A 13,976-nucleotide genomic window follows, 5' to 3' on the forward strand; every position below is an offset into this window, starting at 1 on the left:
CAGTTATTACTAATCAAAACTATTAAAATGTTGAATAAAATTACATTAAAATTAAGGCAATTGCAGCTGACCTTTGTACTGTGCTTCCTTTCTCTTTTCAGTGGATGGAATGTCTTTGCTGAGGGATCTAAGGATTTGTTCCCCAGTGGGGCGACAGGGAATAGAAGTTGGATGACCAGTTCAAGTCAAAATATTAGATTGGGTTCCGGAATGTTTATTGGAGGTGTTAATCAGGGTCGGCATTATGTTTATGTCAAAGCCGGAGAAACAATTTATGTAGGTTCAAGTGCTCAGGGAATCGGTTCCGGTACAATTAACTTTAAAACACCAAGCGGAACAGTTTATTCGTCAGGGACGGACAAAGTAACGGGTTTAATAGCTAGTCGAACCGAAGAGCTTGCGGGACCAGCTGCTTTAAGCCCTGGGGGATATAAAGCTTATTCAAAAATCGTAGAGCCTTCGGAGGCGGGAATTTGGGAAATTGAATTTATTTCACCTGTTCCAAGTGCAACTCCTAATGCAGGAACAACTGTATTAGCTGCTAATGCAAGTTGGACTTCAACAAACGCTGCGCACCAACCGACCAATAATTCATTGATTTTGGCTTGGGATATTACGGTTGCTTCAAGTACAGGAGTACAACCCGGACGTACATTCTTAAATGTATTTACAGGAAATATGGGAGCAAATAGCAGGGCTTTCAATGGAAAATTTCATGTTTTAACGATTGATGGTTATCGTTATTTAGTAGAAGGAAATGGAATGGATCCTTTTGTTTTCGCTTTCTTTTCAAATAATAACGGAGTTAAATCCAGAACTACCGGTTTGCCAATTTATAAGAGTGCGGCTATGGTCGATGTGGAAAACAATACTAATTCAGCTTCACCTTCGACGACTCCGTATTTATATTATCCTCCAGAAAATTTTGGCTCAGGGAATGATGTTACGAATAAATTGTTCTATCAGAATCCTGATTTGACAATGCCAACTTCAGCTTCGGTTAATGTAGGAGGTTCAACTGTAACAACTTGGTTGGTGAATAATGTGGTAGTAGCATCTATTTCGAATATCTTCATTTCGGGATCTGAAGGCTCAATTGGAGTAGGAACACCTCCGTTAGGAAGTTATATAAATTTCACTGCCAGTACAAATGGTAATGCTTTAGTTCAGCTGGACGGTGATAATGATGGCGTGTATACAGGAAACAAAGACAGAATTATACTTGTAGCTGCCAAAACGGGTGCCAATAAATTATATTGGGATGGTAAGTTTAAAGATGGGACTTATGCTTCTACTGGTTTAAACTTAAATTTAAATGTAGTTATTTTTAATGGAGAAGTCCATTTTCCTTATGTAGATGCAGAAAATAATTCGAATGGTTTTCGGGTTTCCAGGTTAAATGGTAATAACAGTCCTGATGATAAAGTTTACTGGGATGATTCAGATCCATCATTTATTTCAGCGACAGGAGAATCTAACCCTAAAACAAATATTACTTTTCCGGGACTATCCAGTGCTTCTAATGGACATAAATGGTCAAGTTCCTATGGTGATAACCGAACATTGGATACATGGGCATATATGACTACGACATCTCCTGTAGTTACGGTTCCTGTTGTTCAGAATGCTGCCGATTTAGCAGTAACAAGTATTAGTGATGTAACTAGCGGTAGTGTAGGTACGGATGTTACTTATACAGTGGTTGTAAAAAATATAGGAGGACCCAATAATGTAACGGGGGCAAAATTTAAGTTTTCGGATTTAGTTTCGGGAGCAAATTTGGCGGTGCAATCTTTTTCCTCTTCTTCTACTTTAGGAGGTGCAGTTACTGCACAAACTATTAGTGGAGGTGTACTTGATGCTACGGTTGATTTACCAAAAGATGCGACAATTACATTTATAATTATCGGAAAGATATTAGCACCGGCCGGTACTAATGTAAACGTCAAAGCAACGATCATGCGTCCCGAAGATTTAACAGACCCGGATGCTACTGCCGATACACATGTTGGAACACCTCCGGTAGATCCGGATGTTGAATGTGACGGAACGCCTAGCGGGGTTGGTTGTAACAATATAAAGACTGATGTTTTTACGGTTACTAGTCTTCCTTTGCCATTTCCATCTACTACAAACTCTTGTTTAGGAGTGTTTTTAAGTGATGTAATTTCGTCTAATCCGCCAACCAGTATCTATAAACCGGCAACTTTTACAGGAGATTTTATTGGTCGTGATAACGCCATTAACTTTGCCGTTGGAGGGAATCTTACGATAACAAATGGTGCCGAATACGAAGGACGTAGTTTTGTATATGGAAATTTTACCATGAACAAAACAAGTGCTTTTAATTTGGGAGTGGCCGGAGTAGGGTCTTTTATTGTACCGGATGATAATAAAAATATTTTAACCATAGGGGGGAATTTTGATGCTTCAGCTGCTTCGGGTAATTTAATACTGGGAGGAGAAGTCGATGGTAAAAAGTCCTATGGAACTATAGTTTATAAAGGTACTAAATCTCCTAATGTTAAAATTACAGGAGATGCGTCTAAAGTTATTAATGAAGCTACTCTAGATTTAACACCTTATAATGATGCGTTCAATGCTTTACAGGTTTCAAGTACGGCCTGGAATCAGTTACCAAGTGATCCAAAGGTTACTTTTACAAATGATGGCTTTGGAACGTATACATTTACTTGTTTGACACCTTCGGTTTCAAAATCGTATGTGATAAACATTCCTAATGTTTTAGCATCAAGACCAAATGGTACCGTTAATTTTGTAGGTTTTCCGGATACAGCGAGTTTATTAATTAACGTACCTGGTACAACAACAAACTTTAATATCGCTACGTTCCAATTTAATGGCGTAACTCAGGCAGTAGGTAGCGGTAACAAGGTACCCGCTAACGAAGTTACCCCTTTTTCATTACGAATTTTATGGAATTTACCTACCGCGACTACTGTTTCTTTAAAAGGAGCTCAGTTTTGGGGAAGTATGGTTATTCCACAACGTACAGGTACTGTTACCAATGAAATGATTGGTATGAACGGTCGTTTTATTGTGGGTGGAAATTTAATTCAAAACATTGGCGGTTCAGAAACACACAATTATCCTTTTAAAGGAGAAATTAGCAGTACTGATGCTCCGGTCGTTACGACACCGGTAAATTACTGTCAGGATGAAACAGCAACTGCTTTAACGGCAACAGGTTCAAACCTGAAATGGTATACTGCTCAAACAGGTGGTATTGGAAGCGCAACTGCACCGACACCTTCAACAACAACTGTTGGTACCACGACTTATTATGTAACTCAGACGGTTGGAAATTGCGAAAGTGCCAGAACCGGAATTGATGTTATAGTTAAAGAAAAACCTGTAAAACCAACAACAGGAACAGTAACTCAACCAACTTGTTCAGTGGCTACAGGAAGTTTTACAATTTCAAATTACAATGCTGCTTATACTTATAGTGTAGCCCCATCAACAGGAGTTACAATTTCAGGTGCTACAGTAACGGCTCCGGCAGGAACTTATGCCGTAACTGCTACATTAGAAACATGTAGTTCAGTAGTTTCAAATGATGTTGTGATCAATGCACAACCAACAACTCCTGTAAAACCAACAACAGGAACAGTAACTCAGCCTACTTGTTCAGTGGCTACAGGAAGTTTTACAATTTCAAATTATAATGCTGCTTATACCTATTCTGTAAACCCATCAACAGGAGTTACAATTTCAGGCGCTACAGTAACTGCTCCGGCAGGAACTTATGCCGTAACTGCTACATTGGGAACATGTAGTTCAGTAGTTTCAAATGATGTTGTGATCAATGCACAACCAACAACTCCTGTAAAACCAACAGCAGGAACAGTAACTCAGCCTACTTGTTCAGTGGCTACAGGAAGTTTTACAATTTCAAATTACAATGCTGCTTATACCTATTCTGTAAATCCATCAACAGGAGTTACAGTTTCAGGAGCTACAGTAACGGCTCCGGCAGGAACTTATGCCGTAACTGCTACATTAGGAACATGTAGTTCAGTAGTTTCAAATGATGTTGTAATCGCTAGTGAATGTGCTGGCATTTCAGTAAGCAAAAAAGGAGTTTATGTAGATGCTAACGCAGACGGAATCGTAAACGTAGGCGATAGAATCGACTATACATTTACCGTTACCAACACAGGAAACGTAACCCTGGCTCCGGTAACCATTACCGATGCAAATGCAGTGGTAAGCGGAAGTCTGGCGAGTTTAGCACCAGGTGCAACAGACTCATCTAGTTTTACAGCCGTTCACACCATTACACTGGCTGATATGAATAACGGTCAGGTAGACAACGTGGCTACCGTAAGCGGAACCCCTCCAACAGGTCCTGCAGTGACGGCTAAGTCAACCGATCCAAGTCCAATTTGTGCGACTTGTCCACCAAAAGATCCGGCTGCATGTCCAAGCTGTACCGTAGTTCCTTTAACGTCTTCACCAAAAGTGACAGTAAGCAAAAAAGGAGTTTATGTAGATGCTAACGCAGACGGAATCGTAAACGTAGGCGATAGAATCGACTATACATTTACCGTTACCAACACAGGAAATGTAACCCTGGCTCCGGTAACCATTACCGATGCAAATGCAGTGGTAAGCGGAAGTCTGGCGAGTTTAGCACCAGGTGCAACAGACTCATCTAGTTTTACAGCCGTTCACACCATTACACTGGCTGATATGAATAACGGTCAGGTAGACAACGTGGCTACCGTAAGCGGAACCCCTCCAACAGGTCCTGCTGTAACAGCTAAGTCAACCGATCCAAGTCCAATTTGTGCGACTTGTCCACCAAAAGATCCGGCTGCATGTCCAACCTGTACCGTAGTTCCTTTAACGTCTTCACCAAAAGTAACAGTAAGCAAAAAAGCAACTTACGTAGATGCAAATGCAGACGGAATCGTAAACGTAGGCGATAGAATCGACTATACATTTACCGTTACCAACACAGGAAATGTAACCCTGGCTCCGGTAACCATTACCGATGCAAATGCAGTGGTAAGCGGAAGTCTGGCGAGTTTAGCACCAGGTGCAACAGATTCGTCAAGTTTTACAGCCGTTCATACCATTACACTGGCTGATATGAATAACGGTCAGGTAGACAACGTGGCTACCGTAAGCGGAACCCCTCCAACAGGTCCTGCAGTGACGGCTAAGTCAACCGATCCAAGTCCAATTTGTGCGACTTGTCCACCAAAAGATCCGGCTGCATGTCCAAGCTGTACCGTAGTTCCTTTAACGTCTTCACCAAAAGTGACAGTAAGCAAAAAAGCAACTTACGTAGATGCAAATGCAGACGGAATCGTAAACGTAGGCGATAGAATCGACTATACATTTACCGTTACCAACACAGGAAATGTAACCCTGGCTCCGGTAACCATTACCGATGCAAATGCAGTGGTAAGCGGAAGTCTGGCGAGTTTAGCACCAGGTGCAACAGACTCATCTAGTTTTACAGCCGTTCACACCATTACACTGGCTGATATGAATAACGGTCAGGTAGACAACGTGGCTACCGTAAGCGGAACCCCTCCAACAGGTCCTGCTGTAACGGCTAAGTCAACCGATCCAAGTCCAATTTGTGCGACTTGTCCACCAAAAGATCCGGCTGCATGTCCAAGCTGTACCGTAGTTCCTTTAACGTCTTCACCAAAAGTGACAGTAAGCAAAAAAGCAACTTACGTAGATGCAAATGCAGACGGAATCGTAAACGTAGGCGATAGAATCGACTATACATTTACCGTTACCAACACAGGAAACGTAACCCTGGCTCCGGTAACCATTACCGATGCAAATGCAGTGGTAAGCGGAAGTTTAGCGAGTTTAGCACCAGGTGCAACAGACTCATCTAGTTTTACAGCCGTTCACACCATTACACTGGCTGATATGAATAACGGTCAGGTAGACAACGTCGCTACCGTAAGCGGAACCCCTCCAACAGGTCCTGCTGTAACGGCTAAGTCAACCGATCCAAGTCCAATTTGTGCGACTTGTCCACCAAAAGATCCGGCTGCATGTCCAAGCTGTACCGTAGTTCCTTTAACGTCTTCACCAAAAGTGACAGTAAGCAAAAAAGGAGTTTACGTAGATGCTAACGCAGACGGAATCGTAAACGTAGGCGATAGAATTGACTATACATTTACCGTTACCAACACAGGAAACGTAACCCTGGCTCCGGTAACCATTACCGATGCAAATGCAGTGGTAAGCGGAAGTCTGGCGAGTTTAGCACCAGGTGCAACAGACTCATCTAGTTTTACAGCCGTTCACACCATTACACTGGCTGATATGAATAACGGTCAGGTAGACAATGTGGCTACCGTAAGCGGAACCCCTCCAACAGGTCCTGCTGTAACAGCTAAGTCAACCGATCCAAGTCCAATTTGTGCGACTTGTCCACCAAAAGATCCGGCCGCATGTCCAAGCTGTACCGTAGTTCCTTTAACGTCTTCACCAAAAGTAACAGTAAGCAAAAAAGGAGTTTATGTAGATGCTAACGCAGACGGAATCGTAAACGTAGGCGATAGAATCGACTATACATTTACCGTTACCAACACAGGAAATGTAACCCTGGCTCCGGTAACCATTACCGATGCAAATGCAGTGGTAAGCGGAAGTCTGGCGAGTTTAGCACCAGGTGCAACAGACTCATCTAGTTTTACAGCCGTTCACACCATTACACTGGCTGATATGAATAACGGTCAGGTAGACAACGTGGCTACCGTAAGCGGAACCCCTCCAACAGGTCCTGCTGTAACAGCTAAGTCAACCGATCCAAGTCCAATTTGTGCGACTTGTCCACCAAAAGATCCGGCTGCATGTCCAACATGTACCGTAGTTCCTTTAACGTCTTCACCAAAAGTGACAGTAAGTAAAAAAGCAACTTACGTAGATGCAAATGCAGACGGAATCGTAAACGTAGGCGATAGAATCAACTATACATTTACCGTTACCAACACAGGAAACGTAACCCTGGCTCCGGTAACCATTACCGATGCAAATGCGGTTGTGACAGGAACTTTAGCGAGTTTAGCACCAGGCGCAACAGACTCATCAAGTTTTACAGCCGTTCACACCATTACACTGGCTGATATGAATAACGGTCAGGTAGACAACGTGGCTACCGTAAGCGGAACCCCTCCAACAGGTCCTGCAGTGACGGCTAAGTCAACCGATCCAAGTCCAATTTGTGCGACTTGTCCACCAAAAGATCCGGCTGCATGTCCAAGCTGTACCGTAGTTCCTTTAACGTCTTCACCAAAAGTGACAGTAAGTAAAAAAGCAACTTACGTAGATGCAAATGCAGACGGAATCGTAAACGTAGGCGATAGAATCAACTATACATTTACCGTTACCAACACAGGAAACGTAACCCTGGCTCCGGTAACCATTACCGATGCAAATGCGGTTGTGACAGGAACTTTAGCGAGTTTAGCACCAGGCGCAACAGACTCATCAAGTTTTACAGCCGTTCACACCATTACACTGGCTGATATGAATAACGGTCAGGTAGACAACGTGGCTACCGTAAGCGGAACCCCTCCAACAGGTCCTGCAGTGACGGCTAAGTCAACCGATCCAAGTCCAATTTGTGCGACTTGTCCACCAAAAGATCCGGCTGCATGTCCAAGCTGTACCGTAGTTCCTTTAACGTCTTCACCAAAAGTGACAGTAAGCAAAAAAGGAGTTTACGTAGATGCAAATGCAGACGGAATCGTAAACGTAGGCGATAGAATTGACTATACATTTACTGTTACCAACACAGGAAACGTAACCCTGGCTCCGGTAACCATTACCGATGCAAATGCGGTTGTGACAGGAACTTTAGCGAGTTTAGCACCAGGTGCAACAGATTCGTCTAGTTTTACAGCCGTTCATACCATTACACTGGCTGATATGAATAACGGTCAGGTAGACAACGTGGCTACCGTAAGCGGAACCCCTCCAACAGGTCCTGCTGTAACGGCTAAGTCAACCGATCCAAGTCCAATTTGTGCGACTTGTCCACCAAAAGATCCGGCTGCATGTCCAACATGTACCGTAGTTCCTTTAACGTCTTCACCAAAAGTGACAGTAAGTAAAAAAGCAACTTACGTAGATGCAAATGCAGACGGAATCGTAAACGTAGGCGATAGAATTGACTATACATTTACTGTTACCAACACAGGAAACGTAACCCTGGCTCCGGTAACCATTACCGATGCAAATGCGGTTGTGACAGGAACTTTAGCGAGTTTAGCACCAGGCGCAACAGATTCGTCAAGTTTTACAGCCGTTCACACCATTACACTGGCTGATATGAATAACGGTCAGGTAGACAACGTGGCTACCGTAAGCGGAACCCCTCCAACAGGTCCTGCAGTGACAGCTAAGTCAACCGATCCAAGTCCAATTTGTGTGACTTGCAGACCAATAGATCCTACATGTTCAACCTGTACAGTAATAAGTTTTATTGATGCTATTGATGAAACTCCGTTAGTAGTTAATGGAGTGAGTGGAGGTAATACAGTTTCTGTATTGTTGAATGACAAGTTACACGGTACGCCTGTAATTGCTTCAGAAGTGAATTTAAGTGTAGTTTCTGTACCAACAGGAATCACATTAAATACAGATGGAACTATTAAAGTTAATGCCGGTACTGCACCAGGGGTTTATACTGTAATTTATAGTATATGTTCAAAAGCAATGGCAGCAGCAGGTACACCAATGTGTGACCAGGCTGAAGCTAAAATTACAGTAACAGCAACAGTTGAACCAATATTCGAAAACGGAACTATTGCATCAACAGGAGGAACTGTTTTTACAAACATTGCAAGTAACGATAAAGTAAATGGAGTTCCGGCAGTATTAGGAACAACAGGAAATGCTACAGTTGCGGTATCAGGAACATGGCCAACAGGAATTACTTTAGATCCGTTAACCGGAAAAGTAAGTGTTGCTGCAGGAACCACACCGGGAACTTATAATGTAGTTTATGAGTTATGCGATAAATTGACTCCGACGACTTGTGGGATAGTTTCAGATGAAATCAAAGTAACTCCAATCGTAGAGCCAATATTCGAAAACGGAACTATTGCATCAACAGGAGGAATTGTTTTCACAAACATTGCAAGTAACGATAAAGTAAATGGAGTTCCGGTAGTATTAGGAACTACAGGAAATGCTACAATTGCAGTGTCAGGAACATGGCCAACAGGAATTACTTTAGATCCGTTAACCGGAAAAGTAAGTGTTGCTGCAGGAACCACACCGGGAACTTATAATGTAGTTTATGAGTTATGCGATAAATTGACTCCGACGACCTGTGCAACAGTTTCAGATGAAATCAAAGTAACTCCAATCGTAGAGCCAATATTCGAAAACGGAACTATTGCATCAACAGGAGGAATTGTTTTTACAAACATTGCAAGTAACGATAAAGTAAATGGAGTTCCGGCAGTATTAGGAACAACAGGAAATGCTACAATTGCAGTGTCAGGAACATGGCCAACAGGAATTACTTTAGATCCGTTAAGCGGAAAAGTAAGTGTTGCGGCAGGAACCACACCGGGGACTTATAATGTAGTTTATCAGTTATGCGACAAATTAACTCCGGTAACTTGCGCGACGGTTTCAGATGAAATCAAAGTAACTCCGGTTGTTGAACCAATATTCGAAAATGGAACTATTGCGTCAACAGGAGGAACTGTTTTCACAAACATTGCAAGTAACGATAAAGTAAATGGAGTTCCGGCAGTATTAGGAACAACAGGGAATGCTACAGTTGCGGTGTCAGGAACATGGCCAACAGGAATTAGTTTAGATCCGTTAACCGGAAAAGTAAGTGTTGCTGCAGGAACCACACCGGGAACTTATAATGTAGTTTATGAGTTATGCGATAAATTGACTCCGGCGACTTGTGGGACAGTTTCAGATGAAATCAAAGTAACAGCAACTACAGTGACAGCAATAGTTGCGAATGATGATAACATTCCAAACGCAAATGGAATAACAGGAACACCAAATGCAGGGAATGTATTAGCTGGTAATCCAAATTCGGATACTTTAAATGGTGTACCGGTTGTTATTAATCAGGTTGATTTAAAAGTGATAACACCGGCAGTTCCAAAAACACCTGGAGCAGCAGTTCCGGTAATTGATACTGCCACTGGAATAATAAGTGTTCCGGCTAATACACCGGGAGGTACTTATACCTTAACGTATAGTATTTGTGAGAAATCAAATCTTTCGAATTGTGATGCCGCAACGGTAACCCTATTTGTATCAAGACCAGGTATTGCTGTAGTGAAAACGGCACATTTCAATGATGAAGATGGTGACGGTAATGCAAAAGTAGGGGAAACCATTACGTATAATTTTACAGTAACCAATACAGGAAATGTAGCGTTGACAAATGTTTATATAGTAGATCCGTTAACTGGAGTTAACATGACCGGAGGGCCAATAAATTTAGCTGCGGGAGAAGAGGATAGTACTTCTTTTACAGGAACTTATTCGATTGTACAAGCTGATATTAATTCGGGAAGTATATCGAATCAAGCCGAAGTTTTTGGAACAAGTCCTGATAATATTGTCGTAAAAGACAAATCAGATGATAGTAGTGTAGTGGGTGATAAACCAACAGTATTATCGCTACAAGGTTGTGTAATTAAAGTATTCAACGCGGTTTCTATAAATGGAGACAATAAGAACGAGAGATTTTATATTCAGGGATTAGAATGTTATCCTGACAATACGGTTCAGATTTTTAACCGTTGGGGAGTTTTGGTTTTTGATCGTGATCATTACAATAATAATGATATTGTTTTTAGAGGTATTTCTGAAGGACGTGTTACAATCAAAGATTCAGATGGATTACCGGAAGGAACTTATTATTACATCATTAAATACAAAGACAACCAATCCAATCCACATCAGGAGGCGGGATATTTATACCTGACCAAATAATATTCTGTACTAATAAAATGGCTTAGTCAATAGGCTAAGCCATTCTTTAAAAATAAAATAAATGAAAAAATTAGTTTTAGTTTTATTGTTTTGTTCTACCGCAGGTTTTGCCCAGCAAGATGCGCAGTTTACACAATACATGTATAATACCATCAATATAAATCCCGCTTATGCCGGTTCTCGCGGAGTTATGAGCATTTTCGGATTGTATCGTACCCAATGGGTTGGATTAGATGGAGCACCCGAAACCAGTAGTTTTTCGTTAAATACACCCATAAATAATAATGTAGGATTAGGAGTATCGTTAGTCAATGATAAAATAGGACCGACAAATGAAAACAATATTTCAGCTGATTTCTCTTACTCCATACCAACATCCGCAACCGCGAAACTTTCTTTTGGTCTTAAAGGTTCTGCCAATATATTTAAGCTGGATCCTACAAAGTTAAACCCCGAACATCAGGGAGATCCACAGTTTCAGGATTTTCAGAATAAATTTGCTCCAAATATCGGAGCTGGAATTTACTGGCATACGGATAAAGCTTATGTGGGATTATCCGTTCCTAATTTTATTCAAACTACCCGCTTTGATGATAACGATTATTCAATCTATAAAGACCGTATCAACTATTATTTCATAGCCGGTTATGTATTTAATCTTAATCGTTACGAAACCATAAAATTCAAGCCGGCTTTAATGACTAAAATGGTAGAAGGTTCGCCATTACAAGTAGATGCATCGGCCAATTTTATGTTCAACGATAAATTTGTGATCGGACTAGCTTACAGATGGAGTGCCTCTTTTAGTGCTTTGGCAGGATTTCAGATCACCGATAGTATGTATTTAGGATATTCCTATGATCGCGAAACCACCCGATTGGTAAACTACAACTCAGGGTCGCATGAGATATTTTTGCGTTTTGAATTCTTGAAAAATTACAGCCGAATAACTTCACCAAGATTCTTCTAATTATGAAAATAAAAAAAATAGCATATACCGTTTTTCTGTCTTCCGTTTTTTTTAGTGGAATGGCACAAAAGTCAGGTTTAGACAAAGCTGATAGAAATTACATCCAGTATGCGTATATAGATGCAATTGCTGCGTACGAAAAGGTAGCAGAAAAAGGGTATAAAGAGGAAAAAATGCTCCAACGATTGGGTAATGCCTATTATTTTAATGGCGAGTTGGTGAAGGCATTAAAATGGTACAAAGCTCTTTTTGGAATGAATGAGCAACAGGAATTTGAGTATTATTATCGATATGCCCAAACGCTAAAAGCGACTGGAAATTATGCTAAAGCCAATAAAATATTAGAGCTTTTCAATGAAAAGGCAAGTACTGATAAAAGAGGATTGCTATTTGAAAAGAATAAAAATTATTTGGAGCAGATAAAAAATAATTCAGGGCGATTTGAAATAGCCGATGCCGGAATTAATTCAAAATACTCCGATTATGGAAGTTCTTTTTTAGATAACAAATTGATATTTGCCTCTGCCAGAGATACGGGTGGAGTTGCCAAAGAAAAATTCAAATGGACCAACAAATCGTTTACCAATCTTTATGCGGCAGAATTACTTGCCGATGGCAGTATGGGAATTCCGAAGCGTTTTGAAAGAAAGGTCAATTCAAAATTTAATGAATCGACTCCAGTTTTTACAAAAGACGGTTTAACAATGTATTTTACCAGAAACAATTTTCTGAATGGTAAAAAAGGAGTAGACGACAAAAAAGTCACTTTACTGAAATTGTATAAGGCAAGTTTTATAGAGGGTAAATGGACAAATATTGTTGAATTACCTTTTAACAGTGATCAGTACAGTGTGGCACATCCGGCATTAAGCGCAGATGAAAAAAAGTTATACTTTGCTTCAGACATGCCGGGTACTTTTGGGCAATCAGATTTGTATAGTGTGACTATTAATACTGATGGCAGTTTTGGTAAACCTGAAAATCTTGGAGAAAAGATAAATACTGAAGGAAGAGAAACTTTTCCTTTTATATCAGGAGATAATGAACTGTATTTTGCCAGCGACGGACGTCCGGGATTAGGAGGACTTGATGTGTATGTTTCGACTATTAAAAATGATTTGACGTTTAGTGAAGTTCAGAATGTCGGAGCTCCTATAAATACAAGACTGGATGATTTTGGCTTTATATTAGACAGTAAAAGCAGGACAGGCTTTTTCTCATCAAATAGAGATGGAGGACATGGTTACGATGACGTTTACCGTTTTTCGGAAACCAGAAAATTGCCTTGTGAAGAGATTTTATCAGGAACTGTTATTGATGCCGAAACAAGTTTGGTACTGGATAACGCTAAAGTAAATTTACTGGACAATCAGCTTCAGAAAATAGGCGAGGTAATAACCAGTGCTGATGGCAAGTATAGTTTTAAAGTAAATTGCAATAAAGAATACTTTGTTCGTGCTGCAAGAGAAAATTATGAACCTAATGAACTGCCTAAAGCAATCGATAAAACAAGTTTGACATTGCCTTTGAAAAAAACGCCTCAAAAAGTGGTTGAAAAACCGATTGAAAAATTGATTGTAGGCGATGATTTGGCAAAAATTTTACACATAAAAATGATTTACTTCGATTTGGGTAAATCGATTGTTCGAAAAGAAGCCGCCATTGAATTAGAGAAAATCCGTCAGGTGATGATTCAAAATCCAAGCATGAAAATTGATGTTCGCTCGCACACAGATAGCAGACAAACTCATGCGTACAATGAAAAACTATCCGACAAACGAGCTAAAGCAACAGTGGCATGGCTTGTTAAAAAAGGAATAGCTGCTGATCGTATAACCGGAAAAGGATATGGAGAAACACAATTACTGAATAAATGTGCTGATGGCGTAAAATGTACTACAGAAGAACATCAGGCAAATCGAAGAAGTGAGTTCATTATTGTTTCGATGTAATAAAGAGTTAGCTTTTTTAATGAAGTTGAGTTAATTAAATTGTTATGAAAAGCTGCAAGGTAATCTTGCAG

Annotated in this window: 3 protein-coding genes; all 3 read left to right on the top strand. The window is 40.7% G+C overall.

Annotated features, from left to right (window positions below; genetic code table 11):
* Window positions 1-27 precede the first annotated feature (27 nt).
* The 3 genes from ACAM30_RS17600 (at window position 28) to ACAM30_RS17610 (ending at window position 13,905) form a co-directional block, all read left to right on the top strand.
* Window positions 28-10,983, top strand: coding sequence for a choice-of-anchor A family protein (locus ACAM30_RS17600; RefSeq protein WP_369615878.1), 10,956 nt, complete (start codon window positions 28-30; stop codon window positions 10,981-10,983).
* A gap of 61 nt (window positions 10,984-11,044) precedes the next feature.
* On the top strand, window positions 11,045-11,953 hold the full coding sequence (locus ACAM30_RS17605) for a type IX secretion system membrane protein PorP/SprF (protein WP_369615879.1): 909 nt from the start codon (window positions 11,045-11,047) through the stop codon (window positions 11,951-11,953).
* A gap of 2 nt (window positions 11,954-11,955) precedes the next feature.
* Window positions 11,956-13,905 (top strand): OmpA family protein, encoded by a 1,950-nt coding sequence (locus tag ACAM30_RS17610; RefSeq protein ID WP_369615880.1) that lies wholly within the window; start codon window positions 11,956-11,958, stop codon window positions 13,903-13,905.
* Window positions 13,906-13,976 lie beyond the last annotated feature (71 nt).

The sequence above is a fragment of the Flavobacterium sp. CFS9 genome, assembly GCF_041154745.1.
GTDB lineage: Bacteria > Bacteroidota > Bacteroidia > Flavobacteriales > Flavobacteriaceae > Flavobacterium.

Bases quoted from the DNA above. Each gene is read 5' to 3' on its own strand.
- ACAM30_RS17600 (WP_369615878.1), top strand. From the start codon at position 28: ATGTTGAATAAAATTACATTAAAATTAAGGCAATTGCAGCTGACCTTT.
- ACAM30_RS17605 (WP_369615879.1), top strand. From the start codon at position 11,045: ATGAAAAAATTAGTTTTAGTTTTATTGTTTTGTTCTACCGCAGGTTTT.
- ACAM30_RS17610 (WP_369615880.1), top strand. From the start codon at position 11,956: ATGAAAATAAAAAAAATAGCATATACCGTTTTTCTGTCTTCCGTTTTT.